Source organism: Rathayibacter sp. AY1C2, from assembly GCF_002931195.1.
In the GTDB taxonomy this organism is placed as follows: domain Bacteria; phylum Actinomycetota; class Actinomycetes; order Actinomycetales; family Microbacteriaceae; genus Rathayibacter.
This window is the reverse complement of sequence record NZ_PSWG01000023.1, coordinates 16,803-36,663: the sequence shown is the minus strand read 5'-3', so window position 1 is coordinate 36,663 and position 19,861 is coordinate 16,803. Positions and strand designations below refer to the sequence as shown.

Genomic DNA, 19,861 nt, shown 5'->3' with positions numbered 1-19,861 from the left:
CCGGCCCGCGAGGGCTCAGCCCGCGAACGCCCCACGGTACGCCCGCGCCGGGTGCGTCGCCGGCAGCTCGTCCGTCCCGAACAGCTTGCGGCGCAGCGTCCCCTCGGCGTACTCGGTCTGCGCGAGGCCCCGCTCCTGGAGCACCGGCATCACCCGGTCGACGAACTCCTCGTAGCTGCCGGGCAGGATCCAGTTGACGACATTGATCCCGTCGATCCCCGCGTCGCGCCAGCCCGCTAGGTGGTCGGCGATCTGCTCGGGAGTGCCGACGACCCGTCCGCGCAGCTTCGCCGAGAGCCGGGCCAGGTCGCGGACGGTCGGCTCGCGGTCGGGGGAGGCGTCCCGGATCCACTGCAGGTGGCTCTGGCCGGCGTAGGTCTCGATCGCCGAGAGCGGCAGGTCGGGGTCGAGCTTCTCGCCCGTCGCCGGGTCGAAGCCGAGGTTCGAGTGCACGAGGAAGGCGTCGGAGGAGAGGTACTCGTCGATCTCGCGCTCAGCGCGGCGCGCCTCCTCCTCCGTGTCGCCGGTGATGAAGGAGAGCCCCAGGTAGAAGGAGGGCGCACCCGCTCCGCGACCGGCCGCCGCGGCGAGGGCCCGCGTGTCCTCGATCAGCTCGCGGGTCTTCTCCGGCGACCCCGAGAACACGAACTGCGCCTCCGCGTTCCGCGCGGCGAAGCGCCGACCCGCGGGGGAGGAGCCGGCCTGGAAGAGCACGGGCGTGCGCTGGGGCGACGGAGCCGAGAGGTGCGGCCCCTGCACGCGGTAGCGCTTCCCGACGTGGTCGATGCGGTGGATGCGCGCCGGGTCGGCGAAGGAGCCGCTCTTGTCGCGCAGGAGCGCACCGTCGTCCCACGAGCCCTCCCACAGCTTGTAGACCACGTCGAGGTACTCCTGCGCCCAGGCGTAGCGCTCGTCGTGCTCCTCGAGCCGGTCGTAGCCGAAGTTGCGGGCCGCGCCGTCGAGGGCGCTGGTGACGATGTTCCAGGCGATCCGCCCCTTCGAGAGGTGGTCGAGGGTCGAGACCTTCCGGGCGAAGTCGAACGGATGCGACTGCAGCACCGAGCTCGTGAACGCGAAGCCGAGGTGCTCGGTGCTCACCGCCAGGGCCGAGAGCAGCACGGACGGGTCGTTGCTGGGCAGCTGCAGCCCCTCGCGGGCGTTGACGTCCCAGTCGCCGTCCGCCGGACCGTAGAGCCCCGCCACGTCGGCGAAGAACATCGCGTCGAAGCGGCCGCGCTCCAGCGTCCGGGCGAGGTCGATCCAGAGCTGCACGTCGTCGAACTCGTGCTGCCGGGCGTCGGGGTGGCGCCAGAGGCCGTGCTGGATGTGGGAGGCGGTGTTCATGACGAACGCGCAGAAGCGCAGCGGGCGGGGCTCGGTGATCACGCTCCCAGGCTAGGCCGGGCGCCTCCCACCGGTCTCGAACGACTCCGCGCGTAGGGTGTCCGACTGTGGAATCCCGCATCCCCGAACCCGCGCACGCCGTCCCTCCGCTGACGGATGCCGTCGCCGAAGCGCTCGACGCCACCACCGTCGCCGAGATCCGCGCCCTGCGCGACGACTTCGCGCGCTTCATGCTCCAGTACAAGTTCGGGATGGACGAGATCGTCACGAAGGTGTCGATCCTGCAGGAGGAGTTCCGCGAGCTGCAGGAGTACAACCCGATCGAGCACGTCACGAGCCGGCTCAAGTCGGCCGACAGCCTGATCGAGAAGATCGAGCGCAAGGGCTGCGAGACGACCTTCGAGGGCATCGCCGACGCGATCACCGACATCGCCGGCGTGCGGATCACCTGCAGCTTCGTCTCGGACGTCTACCGCGTCTTCGACCTGCTCACCTCGCAGTCCGACGTGACGGTGCTCGAGGTGAAGGACTACATCGCCGAGCCGAAGGAGAACGGCTACAAGAGCCTGCACGCGATCGTCGAGGTGCCCGTGTTCCTCTCCGGCGGATCGGTCGACGTCTGCGTCGAGGTGCAGTTCCGGACCATCGCGATGGACTTCTGGGCGAGCCTGGAGCACAAGATCTACTACAAGTACGACCGCCAGGTCCCGCAGGAGCTCCTCGACGGCCTCGCCGACGCGGCCCGCACCGCCGCCACCCTCGACGCCGACATGGAGCGCCTCCACCGCCAGGTCCGCGGCCCGCTGCCCGGCGCGCGCACCTACGACGTCTGACGCGCCGCCCCACGCCCGCGATCGGGCCGCCCCGACTCCTGCCGATCGAGCACCCCGCGCAGCGGGCCTCTCGAGATCCCCCTACGGAGTCAGCAGCGGCAGCAGCGCCAGCAGCAGCACCGCGGAGCCGTTCAGCGTCGCGTGCGAGACGATCGCCGCTCCGAGCCGCCCGGTGATCGTCGCGATCCAGCCGTGCGCGAGTCCCGCGGTGACCGTCGTCACGCCGAGCGTCACGATCGTCGCCGGGTTCACCATCTGGTGCCCGTGCAGCAGGGCGAAGACCGCCGTGGACGCCAGGATGCTGAACACCATCGCCCAGACGCGGCGGCCGCGGGTGGGCGGCGCCGACTCCGCCGAGCCCCGGAGCATCCGGTTCCGCACCGCGCGCATCACGACGCCGCGGCAGAGGACCTCCTCGACCAGCGGCGCGACGACGACGGGGATGAGGACCGAGCTCAGCACGAACCACAGCGGATCGGGGTCGATGTCGAGGTTCCCCTGCGCGTCCTGGAGGAGCGGAGCGAACGCGGCGAGCACGAACAGGATCACGACGCGCACTGCGATGCCGAGCCCGATCCCGATGGGCACGTCGATCCAGCGGAACCGCAGCCCGAAGTCGGCCGCCATCGTGCCCAGCCCGCGCAGCCGAGACGCCGCGAACGGGACGATCAGCGCGACGAGATAGCTCGCGAGCGCCCCCGCGAAGGCGAGTCCGGCGGAGTAGGGGAGCACGCCGAACCCGAACAGCAGGATGAGCACGGCCAGCGGCAGGACGATCCCGACGATCGTGAGCACGGCGGTCGGCAGGCCCCAGCGGACCCGAGGATCGGGCAGGTAGAGGAGGGAGGAGTAGGGCGCGTGGACCGAGGGGAGGGGCTCGGCCGGCCACGACGTCGCCGCAGCGGAGTCGGGCGCGAGCGTCGCGGGATCGGGCGGCGGGAAGGCGTCGGGTTGCATGGCCGGGCCAGCCTACGCAGACCGCCTGGACGGGATCCGGGCCGCAGTCACTGCTCGGCGCGGGCCGGAACGGGAGGGATGTGCGGCGGATCGCGGCGGCGGGGACCTCCGGGTACGAAGAAACCCCCGCCATGTAGAAGCTAGGCGAGGGTTCCAGTGGCTCCGACGGGCGTCGATCCCGTGACCTCACGATTTTCAGTCGTGCGCTCTACCAACTGAGCTACAGAGCCGTTGCGACGTGATGTCGCTGGAGAGGTGATCTCCTGAAAAAGGCCCTTCCTCTCGGAAGGGCCTCTTTGCGACCCTGACGGGACTTGAACCCGCGACCTCCGCCGTGACAGGGCGGCACGCTAACCAACTGCGCTACAGGGCCTCGTTGCGAAGACAAGCATACTGCCTTCGAGGCTGTTCTATTTTCACGCCCCGACCCTCTCGAGCCGGCGCACTTTCCGGTGGTGCTGGTACTTCTGGTGGTGCTGGTAGTACCGACCCATCCGTGACCCCAACGGGATTCGAACCCGTGCTGCCGCCGTGAAAGGGCGGTGTCCTAGGCCACTAAACGATGGGGCCGGAGACTCGCGGGGCGACCCTGCGGCCGACCCCCCATGACTACCGACACGCAAGCATAGGGGGCCGCGGCGCAGGATGCAAAATCGACGGTTCCGCAGGCGGCGTGCACCCCGTCCGGGGTTGACCCGGGTCTAGGAGATCGGGCAGAGCCGCGGTTAGGGTGGGGCGGAATCGCTCTTCCCCCCACCCGCGCGCCGGAGCCGCACCGCCGCGGAGGGAGGGCCCCCTATCCCCGAGGTCCCATGCCCCACTCCCTGCGCCGTCCGCGTCCCGCCCGCCTCCCCGGCGCGCCGCGACTCGGGCGACTCCGAGGTGCTGCCCTGGCCTCCGCCGTCGTCGCGCTCGTCGCCGGCCTGCTCGTCGCCACTCCCGCCCAGGCGGTCGAGTACCCGTCGTGGGCCGACGTCGAGGCGGCGAAGGGCGACACCGCCGCCGCCGCCGCTCAGGTCGACCGGATCACGTCCCTGATCGGCGACCTCCAGAGCGAGGTCGCCTCCGCTCAGCAGCTCGCGCAGCAGCGCGGCGACGAGCACTTCGCCGCTCAGCAGGCGTTCGACGAGGCCTCGGACCAGTCGAAGAAGCTCGAGGACCGGGCCGCCGCCAGCGCCGAGGAGGCCGACAAGGCCTCGCAGCAGGCGGGCCTGCTCGCCGCGCAGCTCTACCGCAGCACCGGCACCGACCTGTCCGTCAACATCTTCCTCGACCAGAAGGCCGGCCAGGCCGACCAGCTGCTGTCGAAGATCGGGAGCATGACCAAGCTGGTCGAGCGCTCCTCCGCGATCTACGAGCAGGCCAGCACCGCCCGGAACACCGCGTTGTCCCTCGCCGACCAGGCCGAGGTCGCGCAGACGGAGCGCGAGCGCCTCCGCGTCGCCGCCGAGCAGAAGCTGGCCGAGGCGACCGCCGCTCAGGAGGCGTCCGAGGCCGCGCTCGCCGAGCAGCAGGAGCAGAGCGTCGTGCTCGAGCAGCAGCTCGCCGCGCTCCGCGACACCGAGTCGAAGACCGTGGCCGAGTACGAGGCCGGCGTCGCCGCCCGCGAGGCCGAGCGCCTCCGGAAGCTCGCCGAGGAGGAGGCCGCCCGCCAGGCCGCCGCCCAGGCCGAGGCCGCGCGCCGCGAGGCCGCCCGGGCCGCGGCCGCGTCCAGCGGCGGCAGCGGTGGCGGCGGCGGGTACGTCGCCCCCTCGGGCGGCGGCGGCTCCAGCGCCGTCAGCGACTCCGGCTGGGTCCGCCCTGCCGGAGGCCGCATCACCGGCACCTTCGGCCCGCGCGACAGCATCTCGACCGGCGGAGGATCCTCCGGCTCGTACCACCGCGGCACCGACCTCGCGGGCGGCTGCGGCATCCCGATCTTCGCGGCGCACAGCGGCACCGTCTCCTACGCGGGCCCCAACGGCACCTACGGCAACTGGGTTCTGATCGACCACGGCAGCGGCATCAGCACCGGCTACGCCCACATCATGTCCGGCGGGATCTACGTCCGCGTCGGCCAGCAGGTCCAGGCGGGCGAGCAGATCGCCGCCGTCGGCTCGACCGGCGCCTCCACCGGCTGCCACCTGCACTTCGAGACCCGCGTCAACGGCTCCGCCGTCGACGCCCAACCTTTCATGGCCCAACGAGGAGTCACCCTTGGCTGACGCACAGACGACCGCACGCACCTTCACCCCGGCACCCCGGGAGCGCGCCTGGAAGGGCCGCCTCCCGCTCGTCATCTCCGCCGCCTTCGCGGTCACGGCGGTCACCGCGTCCCTCGGCATCACCCCGGCCCTCGCCGACGACGCGAAGTACCCCTCGTGGGACGACGTGCAGAACGCCAAGAAGGACGAGGCGAGCAAGCAGGCAGAGATCGACTCGATCACCGGCCTCATCGCGAGCCTGCAGACCGCGGTCGACGAGAAGTCGATCACCGCGATGAAGAAGGCCGAGGCCTGGCGCCAGGCCAAGGAGGCGCTCGACGCCGCTGCGAAGGCCGTCGACGACCTCGAGGAGAAGGCGACCACCGCCTCCGCCAAGGCCCAGACCTCGAAGATGCGCGCCGGCCTGCTGGCCGCGCACCTCTCTCGCGCCGCCGGTGGCGACCTCTCCGCCAGCCTCGTGGCCAAGGGCAAGGACGCGGGCGACCTGCTCTACCAGCTCGGCGCGATGTCGCAGCTCTCGGAGCAGTCGCAGAAGGTCTACGCCGACGCCCTCGCCGACAAGCAGAACGCGGAGTCGCTCGGCGACCAGGCCGACCTCGCCGTCACCGAGCACCAGGCGCTCTCGGACGAGGCGGACGCAGCCCGCAAGGACGCCGACGCCGCCGCCGAGTCGGCCCGCGCGTCGCTCTCGGCGCAGGAGGAGAAGTCGCAGGAGCTGGTCGCCCAGCTCGCGCTGCTGAAGGACTCCTCGGTCGAGGCCGAGACCCAGTACCTCGCGGGCGAGCAGAAGCGCCAGGCCGACGAGGCCGCCGCCCAGGCGCAGGCCGAGGCGGAGGCCGCCGCTCAGGCGCAGTCCACCGCCCGCTCCGCCCAGCAGCAGTCCTCGGCGCAGGCCGACGCCGCCGCCCCGTCGCGTCAGACCGCGTCCCTCCCGCAGCCCGCCGCTCCGCAGCCCGCGCAGCAGCAGCCGGCTCCGGCTCCGGCTCCTGCTCCGGCCCAGCCCGCTGCTCAGCCGGTCGCCCAGCCGGCGGCTCAGCCGCTCCCGCAGCCGGTGACCGCTCCGGTCCTGGTGCCGACCAGCGGCGCCGTCGAGAACGCGATCTCGTACGCGATGGCTCAGCTCGGCGAGGAGTACGTCCTCGGCGGCATGGGCCCGGACCAGTGGGACTGCTCGGGCCTCACCAAGGCCTCGTACGCGTCCTCGGGCATCTACATCGGCACCCACTCGGCGACGAACCAGTACAACACCATGGCCGGCGCCGGCAAGCTCGTCCCCTACAGCCAGCGCCAGCGCGGCGACCTGATCTTCTGGGGTGGCGGCGGGGACTACTACCACGTGGCCATCTACCTCGGGAACAACCAGATCATCGAGGCCGCCGACTACGGCAAGCCCGTGCGCATCTGGAACACCTGGGGCACGCCCGCCGGCATGGTCGGCCGCCCGGCCGCCTGAGCCGCGGCCGCACCGCGCAACGAGAGAACCCCCTCCTGTCGAGACGACGGGAGGGGGTTCCTTCGTTGGTGCGAGGGGTCAGTGACCCTCTTCGGCCAGCTTCTTGATGCCGTCCTGGACGATCTGCTCCGCCTCGGCGGCGTCGCCCCACGCGTCGACCTTGACCCACTTGCCGGGCTCGAGGTCCTTGTAGCGCTCGAAGAAGTGCTTGATCTCGTTCTTCGTCTGCTCCGGGACGTCGCCGATGTCCTGGATGTGCTGCCAGCGCGGGTCCTTCGCGGGGACCACGATCACCTTCGCGTCGGAGCCGGCCTCGTCGCTCATGTTGAGCACGCCGACCGGGCGGACGGAGACGCCCACGCCCGGGAAGACGGGGTACTCGAGCAGTACCAGCGCGTCGACGGGGTCGCCGTCGAGGCCGAGGGTGTTCTCGAAGTACCCGTAGTCCGTCGGGTAGACGAAGGAGGTGAAGAGCACGCGGTCGAGGTAGACGCGACCGGTCTCGTGGTCGACCTCGTACTTGTTGCGGCTCCCCTTGGGGATCTCGACGACGACGTCGTATGCGGCCATGCTCTCTCCTTGAGTCGGTGGCGCCGTGAGCGGCGCATCGGCGGACGGATCGGCCTCCGGAACGCTCGCGCGGGTGCGCGCGCGGGAGGGGCGGATCGCTGGCATTACGTTACTTGATGTGCCCGATCGCCCCCGCCTGACCCCCGCCGTCGCCGATCTGCGGCGGGCGGTGCGCGAGAGCCTCGACGGGCTCGACCCCGGAGCGCTCGTGCTGGTCGCGCTGAGCGGGGGAGCGGACTCGCTCGCGCTCGCGGCGGCGGTCGGCTTCGAGGCCCCGCGGGGCGGGAGGCGGGCCGGCGCGGTGATCGTCGACCACGGGCTGCAGGCGGCGTCGGCGGAGGTCGCGCGGCGGGCCGCGGAGCAGGCGCACGCGCTGGGGCTCGCGCCGGTGCTGCGCCAGGTGGTGACGGTGTCCGCCGAGGGCGGTCCGGAGGCGGCCGCCCGCAGCGCGCGCTACCGCGCCTTCGACGACGCGCTGACCGCGACGGGCGCCGCCGCGATCCTCCTGGGCCACACCCTCGACGACCAGGCCGAGACGGTGCTGCTGGGGCTCGCCCGCGGAGCCGGTGCGGCCTCGCTGCACGGGATGGCGCCGGTCAGTGGGCCGCTGCGTCGGCCGATTCTGGGCCTGCGGCGCGAGACGACCCGCCTCGCCTGCTCCGACCAGGGGCTCGTGCCGTGGGACGACCCGCACAACGACGACCCCCGCTACTCGCGGGTCCGGGTGCGGAACCGCGTGCTGCCCGTGCTGGAGGACGAGCTGGGGCCGGGAGTGGCCCAGGCTCTGGCGCGCACGGCCGAGCAGCTGCGGGAGGACGGGGACGCGCTCGACGCGCTCGCCCTCGACTGGGCGCTCGAGCTGGTGGGCCAGGACGAGGCGGGGCACGTCACGGTCGACGCGCGCGGGCTCGCGGCGGACCCGCCGGCGCTGCGGCAGCGGATCATCCGCCTGGTCGTGGCGAACGAGTTCGGAGTCGCGCTCTCGCGCTCGCAGACGCTGGCGGTCGCCGCGCTCGTCACCGACTGGCACGGCCAGAAGGGCGTCGACCTCCCCGGCGTCCTCGCCACCCGCCGCGGCACCACCCTCGTCTTCGCACCCGCGGCCCCCTGACCCCGTTTCCGCGACGCCGGTCCCCGCGCGGCGCCCGACCCCTCCCCGCGAGATGCCGCTCCGGCACGCGACTCGCCGGCGGAGGTGTACCGGAGCGGAAACTCGCGGAGGGGAGACGGGGGCCGGTCACCCGTAGAGTGGCCGGGTGGAAGCAGCCGACATCGCCGACGACATCACCGAGGTCCTCTACACCGAGGCCGAGATCCACGAGCGGATCCGCGACCTGGCCCGCGCCATCGAGCGCGACTACGCGGGCGAGAACCTGCTCATCGTCGGGGTGCTGCGCGGCGCCGTGATGGTGATGGCCGATCTGGCCCGCGAGCTCAAGCTCGACATCGTCATGGACTGGATGGCCGTCTCGTCCTACGGGAGCGGCACCAAGTCCTCCGGCGTCGTGCGGATCCTGAAGGACCTCGACTCCGACATCACGAACCGCAAGGTGCTGATCGTCGAGGACATCATCGACTCCGGCCTCACGCTCTCGTGGCTGCAGGGCAACCTCCGCAGCCGCGGCGCCGAGTCCGTCGAGATCTGCGCGCTGTTCCGCAAGCCCGCGGCCGCCAAGGTCGAGGTCGACGTGGCCTACGTCGGCTTCGACATCCCGAACGAGTTCGTGATCGGCTACGGGCTCGACTACGCCGAGCGCTACCGCAACCTGCGCGATGTCGCCGTCCTCGCCCCGCACGTCTACGAGTAGCGCCGCGGACACCGCGCAGGAGAGCCTCGAGCGGCTCTTCGCGGTGCCCCTGCTGGGCTACCACATGAGCTACCCGACCTCGCTGCGGGCCGACCTCGAGTTCAACTACTGGTGGCTCGCGCACGCGATCGACGCGGCCGTCGACGCCTTCGAGCGCACGGGCGACGAGGCGCACCTGGAGCGGGCCCGGCGGATCCATCGCGCGATCCGCCTCCGCAACGGCGGGCGCCTGGTCAACGGCTACTTCGACGACATGATGTGGCTCGGTGGCGCGCTCGCCCGCCTCGGGGAGGCCTCGGGCGACCCGCGCTTCCTCGACCGGGCCGACCGCCTGTGGCGCTTCGCCGTCGCGAAGGGCTGGAACCTCCGCCACGGGGCGAGCCTCGCCTGGCGCCGCCGGCAGCTGGACTACAAGAACGCGCCCGCGAACGGCCCGTTCGCGATCCTCGGCGTGCGCCTGGAGCGGCTGCGGCCCGACGGCCGGGAGGAGCTCTCGCGCGCCGCCCTCGACTGGATGCACGTGCGCCTCCGCGACGACGACACCGGCTTCGTCGCAGACGGCATCGGCCGCGAGGGAGGCTCCGCGCGCGACGACTGGGCCTTCAGCTACAACCACGCCGTCTACATCGGCGCGGCGCTCGCCCTGCACCGCCTGCGGCCCGACCCCCGCCTGGTCGCCCACGCCTCCCGCACGGCCGAGGACCTGCTGGACCGGCTCGCCCCCGACGGCGTCTTCGTCGACCAGGGATCGGGGGACGGTGCCCTGTTCGGCGGCATCGCCTACCGGCACCTCGTCGACCTCGCCACGACGAGCGGAGTCGCGCCCGCGGTGGCCGCCCGCCTCCGCGGCTTCGTCGCCGGCAGCGTCGCCGCGCTGCAGAGCTCGAGCGTCCGCCGCGGCGTGCTGCTGGCCGGGCCCCGCTGGGACGCGCCTCCGTCGCTGCCCGCCACGCTCTCGGCCGAGATCGGCGCCGTGCTCGCCCTGGAGGCGTCAGCGCGACTGGACCGGTCGCCGGTGCCGTCAGACTGACGGGGTGAAGGCACCCGAGAAGCGCACCGTCGCCGTCGTGATCAACCCGAGCAAGTTCGACGACGTCGGCGCCGCGGAGGACCTGGTCGCGACGATCGCGCGCCGCCACGGCTGGAACGAGCCGCTCTGGTTCGAGACCAGCCCGGGCGACTCCGGTGCCGCCGCGGCCCGCGCCGCACTCGAGGCGGGCCCGGACCTGGTCTGCTCGATGGGAGGCGACGGCACCGTCCGCGCCGTCGCCACGGTGCTGCGGGGGACCGGCGTCCCCTACGGCCTGCTGCCCAGCGGCACGGGCAACCTCCTCGCGCGGAACCTCGGGATCCCGCTCGGCTCGCTGCCCGAGGCGGTCGAGATCGCCCTGCTCGGGCAGGACCGCGCCATCGACGTGGGCACGGCCGCGTTCGACGACGGCGAGGAGCGGGTGTTCATGGTGATGGGCGGGGTGGGCCTGGACGCCGAGATCATGGACAAGACGGACGAGGAGCTGAAGAAGCGGGTGGGCTGGGGCGCCTACTTCGCGGCGGGGGCGCCGGCGATGTTCAAGGCCGGATTCGAGGTGACCCTCACGATCGACGGCGCGGAGGAGCCTCCGCAGCGCTGCTTCATGGTGCTGGCCTGCAACTGCAGCTCCGTGGTCGCGAACATCGAGCTGGCCGCCGGAGCCGTGCTCGACGACGGCGACCTGGAGCTGGTGCTGCTGCGTCGGCGCTTCGGCCTCGCGCTGGACGTGGCGACCGGCAACCGCAACGGGCTCGCCTCGCTCCGGCAGTGGCCCGGCCGCGAGTTCTCGTTCGAGCTGGACCAGCCGGTGCTCGCCGAGCTGGACGGCGATCCGGTCGGCCGCACCCGCTCCGGGCGCTTCGGCGTGGATCCGGGCGCCCTGCTCGTGCGCCTGCCGGTGCCGACGCCGCGGAGCCCGGGACTGACTCCGCACGACTCGGTGATCGTCGATACGTCCGCCATCGCGACGCTGCTCCCGGAGCCGCCCTCCTCCTGATGCTTGCGCACTCTTCTTTACGGTTGTAAGTTATCTGACGGACGTAAAGCAGGCGCTCCTCGCGCCGGGAAGAAGGACCCCGTGACCGATCCGCGGCTCACCCGCTCGCGCGAGCTCCTGCTCACCGCGATCACGAGTGCCCTCGACCGCCCGGGCGACGACCAGCCCTCCATCACGGAGCTCTGCGGCGCCGCGGGCGTCAGCCGCCCCACGTTCTACCAGCACTTCGGGGATGTGTCGTCACTGATCGAGGCCGCCGCGGTGGAGCGGATGCACGCGCTGTTCGGCGACGTCGCTCCCGGCACCGCCCCCGCCGACTGGGAGGGCGCGGTCCCCCGCATCGTCCGCGGGCTCCTCGAGGGCCTGCTCGTGCACGCCGACTTCTACCGCCGCGTGCTGAGCGGAGGCACGGCCCGCGCCGTGCAGGAGTCGGTCGTCGCGTTCCTCGCGCAGCGGCTCCTCGCCTTCTCGCCCCTCGCCGAGCGCGGATCGGGCGGCGGCGACCACGCCCGCGTCGAGCGCTTCGCCGTCCTCCTCGCCGCCGGCACCACCTGGCTGGTCGTCGGCTGGCTCCTCGACGGCGACGCCCGCCGTCCCGCGGCCTCGGCCTCCGCCGACATCGCCGAGCTCCTCGTCACCGGAGTCGCCTCGCCGCGGCTCGCCGCCCTGCACTCCACGAAGTAGAAGGACCATGACCACCTCCCCGCTCCGCCGCGCCCTGCGCGCCGTGAACCCGCGCCTCGTCGTCGTCTTCGCCGCGATCGCGCTCATCCCGCTGATCTATGCGGGACTGCTGACCTCGGCCAACCTCGATCCCACGCACCACCTCGACACGGTGCCCGCCGCGATCGTCAACGAGGACACCGGCGCGACCGCCTCGGACGGCTCCGCGCTCGCCCTCGGCGACGACCTGACCGAGCAGCTCACCACCGACACCTCCGGCTCGGACTTCGCCTGGACGGCGACCGGTGCCGACGAGGCGTCCCGCGAGCTCGCCTCCGGCGACGTCCTCGCCGTGCTGACGGTGCCGGCCGGCTTCTCGGCCGACGTCGCCTCGGTCGGCGGCGACGACCCCGCCGCGGCCGTGCAGGCGAAGCTGTCGATCGAGACGAACGACGCGGCCAACCTGATCGTCGGCAACATCGCCTCCACCATCGGCACCACCGTGACGAAGACGCTGGAGGAGAAGGTCGGCGCGACCTACCTCGAGAACATCTACCTCGGCTTCACCGACGTGCACTCGAGCCTCGAGCAGGCGGCCGACGGCGCCGCTCAGCTGGCGGACGGCGCCGGGACCGCCGCGTCCGGCTCCTCCGAGCTGGTCGTCGGGCTCGCGCAGCTGCAGGACGGCACCGCGCAGCTGGCGACCGGCGCCGACTCCCTCCGCTCGGGCGCGGGGAGCGCGGCCTCCGGAGCGTCCGACCTCTCGTCGGGACTCCAGCGGATCGCGAGCGGGACCGGGCAGCTGCCCGACCAGGCGGCGGCGCTCGACACGGGAGCCCGCACGGTCGCCGACGGCGCCCAGCAGCTCGACGGCGGAGCGGCGTCGCTCGCCTCGGGCGCCACCGACCTCGCCGCGGGGACGTCGACCCTGAAGGACGGCGCTGCCTCGGCGGCGTCCGGCGCCGAGGCGCTGGCCACCGGGTCCGCCTCCCTCTCCGACGGAGCGGGGAAGGCCCTCGCAGGAGCCCAGCAGCTCGCGACCGGCGCGGGAGCGCTCGCGACCGCCACTCCGCAACTCGCCACCGGGGCGACCGGCGTCGACTCCGGCCTCGCCTCCCTGCTCTCGCGGTACGACTCGCTGTCCGACGCCCAGCGCGTGGCCGAACTGACCGCCCTCGAGCAGGGTGCGGCCGCTCTCGCGGGCGGAGCCGCCTCGGCGGACGCGGGCGCGCAGACGCTCGCCTCCGGTGCGACCGCGCTCGTCGGCGACGACGGCAGCGGACTGACGGCGCTCGCCGCCGGTGCCGCCACGGTCTCGGGCGGAGCCGCCGACCTCGCGACCGGCACCGCCGCTCTGTCCACCGGGGCGACCTCCGCCGCAGACGGCGCCCAGAAGCTGCAGACCGGTGCGCAGGCCCTCGCCCAGGGAGCTGCGACCCTCGACGGCGGAGCCGCGCAGGTCGCCGGCGGAGTGGACACCCTCTCCGGCGCGGTCGGCCCGCTCACCAGCGGCATCGCCTCTGCGGCCGCCGGCGCCTCCGACCTCGCCTCCGGGACGGCCGCCCTCGCGACGGGCGCCTCGGACCTCGCGGACGGCGCCGAGACCGCCGCGACCGGCTCGGCCGACGCGGCCACCGGTTCGCAGGACCTCGCCGACGGGATCGACTCGCTCGCCTCCGGATCGCGCACCCTCGACACGAAGCTCTCGGACGGCGCGGACGACGTGCCCACCTACACCGGCGAGCAGGCTCAGGAGCTCAGCACCGTCGCGGCCGCCCCGGTCGGGATCGACGCCGAGCGGATGAACCGCGTGCCGTCCTACGGCTACGGCCTCGCCCCCTACTTCATGGCGCTCGCGCTCTGGGTCGGCGCGCTCGCCTTCTACCTGATGAGCGCCCCGCTCAGCTCCCGCCTCCTCGCCGCGCGCCGGCCCGCCTGGGTCATCGCGCTGCGCAGCTACCTGCCCGGCGCGCTGATGGCGGTCGCCCAGGGCGTCCTGGCCGCGCTCGTCATCCGCTTCGGAGTGGGCGTCGAGGCGTCGAACCTGCCCGGGCTGATCGGGATCGCCGTGCTCACGAGCCTCACCTTCGTGGCGATCAACCAGGCGCTGATCGCGCTGCTGGACGCCCCGGGCCGGTTCCTGGCGCTGCTGATGATCGTGCTGCAGCTGTCCTCGGCCGGAGGCACCTACCCGGTCGAGACCGCTCCCGCCTTCTTCCAGGCGATCCACGGAGTGCTGCCGCTGACCTGGACGGTGGAGGCGTTCCGCTCGCTGATCGCCGGCGGCAGCATCGGAGTCGCGCACGCGGTCCTGGTGCTCGTGCTCTGGCTGGTCGGGGCGCTCGCCATGACCGTGCTGGCCGCCGCCCGCCGCCGCCGTGGCCTCGTGCCCGCCCTCCGCGACCCGGAGCTCCTCCTCGAGTCGGCCTGACGCGGGCTGTGCGGGCCCGATCCGTCCGCGCCTGCTGCCCCTCGTCGCGGCACGCCCCGCCCGGACACCTTCGCCCCCTCCGAGACCGCAGTAGTCGTCGCTGTCGAGCTCGAGTGCGACAACTCCTGCGCTCTCGCGGCGCGCCCCGCTCGAACACCTTCGCCCCTCCCGAGACCGCAGTAGTCGTCGCTGTCGAGCTCGAGTGCGACAACTCCTGCGTTCTCGCGGCGCGTCCTTCTCGGACACCTTCGCCTCCTTTCCGAGACCGCAGTAGTCGTCGCTGTCGAGCTCGAGTGCGACAACTCCTGCGCTCTCGCGGCGCGTCCCTACCGCCGAAGCGCCGATCCCCGCGACCTCCACCCACAAGGCAGAGGACGCGGACCGGGAAACGCGTGTCAGCGTTTCCCGGCAGTCCGACGAGACCCGCTCTGCGGAACGCACCCGTCGCGAAGCCGACCGCGCGCGGGGATGCGGCCCGCCGCATCCCCGCCAGACAACACAGCCCGCGGCCGTTCGGCCCACGGCGAACGCGTGGGCGGCGCTCAGAGTGCGGGAGGTAGCCTGGCAGGCACAATCTCCTCGTCAGAAAGGCGCCGGGTGTCGCACCCGCAACAAGCATGAACGTGAAGCGCATCTTCCGGGGTCCCATCCTCTACGTCGTCCTGGCGATCGTCGCGGTGTGGATCGGCTCCTCGCTGATCACCATGTCCGGCTTCCGGCCGGTCACGACGCAGGAGGGTCTCGACCTCCTGAAGGACGGCAAGGTCGACTCGGCGAAGATCGTGGACGGCGAGCAGCGCGTCGATCTCACGCTCAAGCAGGCCGACGGAGACAACGGCACGCAGGTGCAGTTCTACTACGTGGCCCCTCGGGGCGCGGAGGTCGTCGACGCGGTGTCCGCGGCCGATCTCGGCAGCACCGGCTACAACGACGAGGTCCCGCAGACCAACTGGTTCCTCTCGGCTCTCGGCTTCCTGCTCCCCATCCTGCTGATCGGCGCGTTCTTCTGGCTGATGCTCTCGGGCATGCAGGGCGGCGGCAACCGCGTCATGCAGTTCGGCAAGTCGAAGGCGAAGCTCGTCTCGAAGGAGTCGCCCAAGGTCACGTTCGGCGATGTCGCCGGCGCCGACGAGGCGATCGAGGAGCTGCACGAGATCAAGGAGTTCCTCAAGGAGCCCGCGAAGTTCCAGGCCGTCGGCGCCCGCATCCCGAAGGGCGTCCTGCTCTACGGCCCTCCCGGCACCGGCAAGACCCTGCTGGCGCGCGCGGTCGCGGGCGAGGCGGGCGTCCCCTTCTACTCCATCTCCGGATCGGACTTCGTCGAGATGTTCGTCGGCGTCGGCGCGAGCCGTGTCCGCGATCTCTTCCAGCAGGCGAAGGAGAACTCGCCGGCCATCATCTTCGTCGATGAGATCGACGCCGTCGGCCGCCACCGCGGCGCCGGGATGGGCGGCGGTCACGACGAGCGCGAGCAGACCCTCAACCAGCTGCTGGTCGAGATGGACGGCTTCGACGTCAAGACGAACGTCATCCTGATCGCGGCGACGAACCGCCCCGACATCCTCGACCCCGCACTGCTGCGTCCGGGCCGCTTCGACCGCCAGATCGGCGTCGACGCCCCCGACCTGCTCGGCCGCAAGCGGATCCTCGAGGTCCACGGCCGCGGCAAGCCGCTCGCCGGCGGAGTCGACCTCGAGGTCGTCGCCCGCAAGACCCCGGGCTTCACCGGCGCCGACCTGGCCAACGTCCTCAACGAGGCCGCGCTGCTCACCGCCCGCTCCAACGCGCAGCTGATCGACAACCGCGCGCTCGACGAGGCCATCGACCGCGTCATCGCGGGGCCGCAGCGCCGCACGCGGGTCATGCGCGACAAGGAGAAGCTGATCACCGCCTACCACGAGGGCGGACACGCTCTGGCGGCGGCGGCGATGCGCCACACCGACCCCGTGACCAAGGTCACGATCCTTCCGCGCGGTCGCGCCCTCGGCTACACGATGGTTCTCCCACTGGAGGACAAGTACTCCACGACCCGCAACGAGCTCCTCGACCAGCTCACGTACGCGATGGGCGGTCGCGTCGCGGAGGAGATCGTCTTCCACGACCCCACCACCGGAGCGTCGAACGACATCGAGAAGGCGACCTCCATCGCCCGCAAGATGGTCACCGACTACGGCATGTCCGCGAACGTCGGAGCGGTCAAGCTCGGCCAGTCGTCGGGCGAGATGTTCCTCGGCCGCGACATGGGCCACCAGCGCGACTACTCCGAGCAGATCGCCGAGACGGTCGACGCCGAGACGCGCCAGCTCATCGAGCAGGCGCACGACGAGGCGTGGCAGGTCATCAACGACAACCGCGACATCCTCGACCGCCTCGCGATGGAGCTGCTCGAGAAGGAGACGCTCGACCACGACCAGCTGGCCGAGATCTTCAAGGACGTCCGCCGCATCGACGAGCGCCCGCAGTGGCTCTCGAGCGACAAGCGCCCCCTGTCCGACCTGCCGCCCATCGCGGTCCCGGTCGCCAAGGCGCCGATCGACTCGGGTGCGACCGACGGGGGAGTCTCCTCCGCTGGTGCCGACGAGGTCGCGCCGAAGCGCCCGCCGCTGATCAACCCGCGCCCCGCGACGGCGTAGCGCGCGCGTGCCCGTCGACAAGGCGCGCATCGAGGCGGCCGTCGCCGAGATCCTCGCGGCCATCGGGGACGACCCGGGCCGCGAGGGACTCCTCGACACGCCGCGGCGGTTCGCCGAGGCGTACGAGGAGTTCTTCGGCGGGTTCGACGACGACGCCGCGGCCCAGCTGACCGAGACGTTCGCGGTGGTCGAGGGCGGCCAGGAGTCGCCGCTCGACCAGACGGTGATCGTGCGCGACCTCGCCTTCCGCTCCGTCTGCGAGCACCACCTCCTGCCGTTCCTCGGCGTCGCGCACATCGCCTACCGGCCGCGCGAGCGGGTCGTCGGCCTCGGCCGGCTGCCGCGCGTGGTCGAGACGGTCGCGTCGCGACCGCAGATCCAGGAGCGGATGACCGAGCAGATCGCCGACGCGCTCGAGCAGGGCCTCGCTCCCGAGGGAGTGCTCGTCGTGGTCGACGCCGAGCACGGCTGCGTGCGGATGCGCGGGCCGCGCCAGACCGCGAGCTCGACCGTGACGGTCGCCGCCCGCGGCTCCCTCGCCGACCCGGCCGCCCGCGCCGAGATCATCGCGCTGATCGGCGCCGCGCGGGGGGAGTGACGTGGCCACCACCGTCGCCGACCTCACGCCGACCGGCCGCGCCGCGCTCCTGGGGATCCTCAACGTCACTCCGGACTCGTTCAGCGACGGCGGCCGCTGGCTGTCCGTCGACGACGCCGTCCGCCACGGCCTCGACCTGACCCGGCCCGCCGGGGACGGACCCGCCGCGTTCGGCGCGGACCTGGTCGACGTCGGCGGCGAGAGCACCCGTCCCGGTGCGGCGCGCGTCGACTCCGCCGCCGAGCAGGGCCGCGTGCTGCCCGTCGTCCGCGCCCTCGCCGCGGAGGGGGTGCGCGTCAGCATCGACACGATGAGCGCCGCCACGGCCGAGGCCGCCCTGGACGCGGGCGCCGTCGTCGTCAACGACGTCTCCGGCGGCCTCGCCGATCCGCGGATGCTCGCGCTCGTCGCCGAGCGCGGCGCCGTCTACATCGCGATGCACTGGCGCGGGCACAGCGCGGGCATGACCGCTCTCGCCTCCTACGGCGACGTGGTGGCGGACGTCCGCGGCGAGCTCGAGCGCCGCGTCGACGCCGCCCGTGAGGCCGGGATCCGGGACGACCGCCTCCTGCTCGACCCGGGCCTCGGCTTCGCGAAGGTCGGCGCGCACGACTGGGCGCTGCTGGCCGGGCTCGACGCGATCGTCTCGCTGGGCTTCCCGGTCCTGGTCGGCCACTCGCGCAAGCGGTTCCTCGCTCCGTTCGCCCCCGCCGGCGCCCCGGCCGCCGAGCGCGACGAGGTCTCCGCCATGCTGAGCCTCGTCGCCGCCGAGCACGGCGCCTGGGGCGTCCGGGTCCACGACGTCCGCTCGTCCGCCCGCGCCCTGGCCCTCGCCGCCCGACTTCAGGAGGAGACCCCGTGACCGCGATCGACCCCGCCGCCCTCGCCGTGCGCGACTCCATCACCCTCACCGGGCTGCGCGTGCGCGCGCACCACGGCGTCTTCGACTTCGAGCGCGAGAACGGCCAGGACTTTGTGATCGACGCGACGGTCTGGCTCGACACCGCGCCGGCGGCCGAGGGCGACGCGCTGGCCGAGACGGTGCACTACGGCGAGCTCGCGATCGCCCTGGCCGACGCGGTGACCCGCGACCCGGTCGACCTCATCGAGACCCTGGCCGAGCGCCTCGCCCGGGTCGCCCTGGGCTTCGCCGCCGCCGACGTCGTCCGCATCACCGTCCACAAGCCGGACGCGCCGATCCCGCTGCCGTTCGAGGACGTCGCCGTGCAGATCACGAGGACCCGCTCGTGAGGCCGCGGCAGGAGCGCGTCCGCCCGGTCCGCCACGTCGTGCTCGCGCTCGGCAGCAACCTCGGCGACCGCCTGGCGCACCTCGAGGAGGCGCTGCGGGCCCTCGCCACGACGCCGGGCCTGCGCATCGAGGCGGTGTCCAAGGTCGTCGAGTCGCTCGCGTGGAAGCCCGAGGGCGTCGACGAGGACGCGCCCGGGTACCTCAACGCGGTCGTGACCGGCTCGACCGTCCTCGAGCCCGACGACCTGCTCGCGGCGACGGCGGCGATCGAATCGGCCGGCGGCCGGATCCGCGGCGAGGGCGAGGAGCGCTGGGGCGACCGGACCCTCGACATCGACGTGATCGCGGTCGGCGGCGTGCTCCGCGACGACCCGCACCTGACCCTCCCGCACCCGCGGGCGGCCGAGCGGGCCTTCGTGCTCGAGCCCTGGCTCGACGCCGAGCCGGCGGCGGTCCTTCCCGGAGCCGGACCCGTGGCCGAGCTGCGCGCACGGGCGACCGACCGCGTGACCGACCACCCGGCCGGGTTGACCTGGCCGGGGCGCGACTCCGCCCGCGGCAGCACCGCCGACCCCGAGAGCAGGACCCCGTGAGGCGCACCCGCATCAGCACCCTGCTCGGACTCGGCCTCGCCGGGGCCGTCGCGGGGTTCCTCCTCGACCTCGCGATCGCCGCCGCCGGCCGCCCCGTGCTCATCCCGCCGCTGACGGTTCCGGTGACCCTGATCGTGGTCGCGGCTCTCGTGCTCGGCTTCGCCGTCCCGATCCACCGCGCCACGAAGGGCACGCTGCGCCGGCCCATCGATCCGTTCCGGGCGATGCGCGTCGTGGTGCTGGCGAAGGCGTCCAGCCACGTCGGTGCTCTGCTGCTCGGAGCCTCCGGCGGCATCCTGGTGTACCTGCTGAGCCGTGCGATCCCTTCGCTAGGCTCCGTGTGGCAGGACGTCGCGACCATCGTGGGTGCGCTCGTCCTGCTGGTGGCCGGCCTGGTCGCCGAGCACCTGTGCACCATCCCGCCGAGCGACGACGACGACAGCGCCGTCGGCGAGGTGAACCACGCCTGACGCCGACGCCCGGATCGCCGCGGGCA

The 19,861-nt window shown here is 72.9% G+C and carries 18 protein-coding genes and 3 tRNA genes; 15 read left to right on the top strand and 6 right to left on the bottom strand.

Annotation, left to right across the window (positions count from 1 at the left end; genetic code table 11):
- Positions 1-15: 15 nt before the first annotated feature.
- Positions 16-1,344 carry an NtaA/DmoA family FMN-dependent monooxygenase gene (locus C5C55_RS13940; protein WP_374953130.1) on the bottom strand — a complete coding sequence of 443 codons (1,329 nt, stop codon included), beginning with the start codon at positions 1,342-1,344 and terminating at the stop codon, positions 16-18.
- Positions 1,345-1,574: 230 nt separating this feature from the next.
- On the opposite strand from C5C55_RS13940, the gene C5C55_RS13935 reads away from it, so the two are divergent.
- Positions 1,575-2,177 carry a GTP pyrophosphokinase family protein gene (locus C5C55_RS13935; protein WP_104234325.1) on the top strand — a complete coding sequence of 201 codons (603 nt, stop codon included), beginning with the start codon at positions 1,575-1,577 and terminating at the stop codon, positions 2,175-2,177.
- Positions 2,178-2,258: 81 nt separating this feature from the next.
- Here the strand turns inward: C5C55_RS13935 and C5C55_RS13930 are convergent, their stop codons facing one another.
- The 4 genes from C5C55_RS13930 to C5C55_RS13915 all read right to left on the bottom strand — a co-directional run bounded on the left by C5C55_RS13930 (position 2,259) and on the right by C5C55_RS13915 (position 3,704).
- On the bottom strand, positions 2,259-3,134 hold the full coding sequence (locus C5C55_RS13930; protein WP_104234312.1) for a CPBP family intramembrane glutamic endopeptidase: 876 nt from the start codon (positions 3,132-3,134) through the stop codon (positions 2,259-2,261).
- Positions 3,135-3,291: 157 nt separating this feature from the next.
- Positions 3,292-3,364, bottom strand: a tRNA-Phe gene (locus C5C55_RS13925).
- Positions 3,365-3,433: 69 nt separating this feature from the next.
- Positions 3,434-3,507: transfer RNA gene (locus tag C5C55_RS13920), tRNA-Asp, on the bottom strand.
- 124 nt (positions 3,508-3,631) lie between these two features.
- Positions 3,632-3,704: transfer RNA gene (locus C5C55_RS13915), tRNA-Glu, on the bottom strand.
- Between the two features lie 242 nt (positions 3,705-3,946).
- On the opposite strand from C5C55_RS13915, the gene C5C55_RS13910 reads away from it, so the two are divergent.
- Together C5C55_RS13910 and C5C55_RS13905 are read left to right on the top strand one after the other, a co-directional pair.
- The gene (locus C5C55_RS13910) at positions 3,947-5,338 is read left to right on the top strand and encodes a peptidoglycan DD-metalloendopeptidase family protein (RefSeq protein ID WP_104234311.1); all 1,392 of its coding nucleotides are present in this window, start codon (positions 3,947-3,949) and stop codon (positions 5,336-5,338) included.
- Positions 5,331-6,791: an NlpC/P60 family protein gene (locus C5C55_RS13905; protein WP_104234310.1), complete on the top strand. Its 1,461-nt coding sequence runs from the start codon at positions 5,331-5,333 to the stop codon at positions 6,789-6,791. The genes C5C55_RS13910 and C5C55_RS13905 overlap by 8 nt, the downstream gene beginning before the upstream one ends.
- A gap of 78 nt (positions 6,792-6,869) precedes the next feature.
- On the opposite strand, the gene ppa is transcribed toward C5C55_RS13905, so the two are convergent.
- Entirely contained in the window at positions 6,870-7,361 is a 492-nt protein-coding gene (ppa, locus tag C5C55_RS13900) for an inorganic diphosphatase (RefSeq protein WP_068255683.1), read from the bottom strand.
- A gap of 118 nt (positions 7,362-7,479) precedes the next feature.
- Between ppa and tilS the strand changes: the two genes are divergently transcribed.
- The 12 genes from tilS to C5C55_RS13840 all read left to right on the top strand — a co-directional run bounded on the left by tilS (position 7,480) and on the right by C5C55_RS13840 (position 19,835).
- Complete coding sequence (gene tilS / locus C5C55_RS13895) at positions 7,480-8,472, top strand: tRNA lysidine(34) synthetase TilS (RefSeq protein ID WP_104234309.1); 993 nt, start codon at positions 7,480-7,482, stop codon at positions 8,470-8,472.
- Between the two features lie 145 nt (positions 8,473-8,617).
- A complete protein-coding gene (hpt, locus tag C5C55_RS13890) occupies positions 8,618-9,169 on the top strand; it encodes a hypoxanthine phosphoribosyltransferase (protein WP_104224109.1) in 552 nt (183 codons plus the stop codon).
- Positions 9,135-10,199 carry a glycoside hydrolase family 76 protein gene (locus tag C5C55_RS13885; RefSeq protein WP_104234308.1) on the top strand — a complete coding sequence of 355 codons (1,065 nt, stop codon included), beginning with the start codon at positions 9,135-9,137 and terminating at the stop codon, positions 10,197-10,199. Before hpt ends, C5C55_RS13885 begins: the two co-directional genes overlap by 35 nt.
- 4 nt (positions 10,200-10,203) lie before the next feature.
- Positions 10,204-11,196, top strand: a complete 993-nt coding sequence (locus tag C5C55_RS13880) for a diacylglycerol kinase family protein (protein ID WP_104234307.1) — start codon at positions 10,204-10,206, stop codon at positions 11,194-11,196.
- 81 nt (positions 11,197-11,277) lie between these two features.
- On the top strand, positions 11,278-11,880 hold the full coding sequence (locus C5C55_RS13875; protein WP_104234306.1) for a TetR/AcrR family transcriptional regulator: 603 nt from the start codon (positions 11,278-11,280) through the stop codon (positions 11,878-11,880).
- 7 nt (positions 11,881-11,887) lie between these two features.
- Positions 11,888-14,290, top strand: a complete 2,403-nt coding sequence (locus tag C5C55_RS13870; RefSeq protein WP_104234305.1) for a YhgE/Pip domain-containing protein — start codon at positions 11,888-11,890, stop codon at positions 14,288-14,290.
- 617 nt (positions 14,291-14,907) lie between these two features.
- The gene (gene ftsH, locus C5C55_RS13865) at positions 14,908-16,923 is read left to right on the top strand and encodes an ATP-dependent zinc metalloprotease FtsH (protein ID WP_104224104.1); all 2,016 of its coding nucleotides are present in this window, start codon (positions 14,908-14,910) and stop codon (positions 16,921-16,923) included.
- Positions 16,924-16,930: 7 nt separating this feature from the next.
- Positions 16,931-17,521: a GTP cyclohydrolase I FolE gene (gene folE, locus C5C55_RS13860; RefSeq protein ID WP_104224103.1), complete on the top strand. Its 591-nt coding sequence runs from the start codon at positions 16,931-16,933 to the stop codon at positions 17,519-17,521.
- Position 17,522: 1 nt separating this feature from the next.
- The gene (gene folP / locus C5C55_RS13855) at positions 17,523-18,383 is read left to right on the top strand and encodes a dihydropteroate synthase (RefSeq protein ID WP_258065481.1); all 861 of its coding nucleotides are present in this window, start codon (positions 17,523-17,525) and stop codon (positions 18,381-18,383) included.
- Entirely contained in the window at positions 18,380-18,772 is a 393-nt protein-coding gene (gene folB, locus C5C55_RS13850) for a dihydroneopterin aldolase (RefSeq protein ID WP_104347803.1), read from the top strand. The genes folP and folB overlap by 4 nt, the downstream gene beginning before the upstream one ends.
- Positions 18,769-19,365 carry a 2-amino-4-hydroxy-6-hydroxymethyldihydropteridine diphosphokinase gene (gene folK, locus C5C55_RS13845; protein WP_104234304.1) on the top strand — a complete coding sequence of 199 codons (597 nt, stop codon included), beginning with the start codon at positions 18,769-18,771 and terminating at the stop codon, positions 19,363-19,365. Before folB ends, folK begins: the two co-directional genes overlap by 4 nt.
- A complete protein-coding gene (locus C5C55_RS13840; protein ID WP_104234303.1) occupies positions 19,362-19,835 on the top strand; it encodes a DUF3180 domain-containing protein in 474 nt (157 codons plus the stop codon). Before folK ends, C5C55_RS13840 begins: the two co-directional genes overlap by 4 nt.
- Positions 19,836-19,861: the final 26 nt, after the last annotated feature.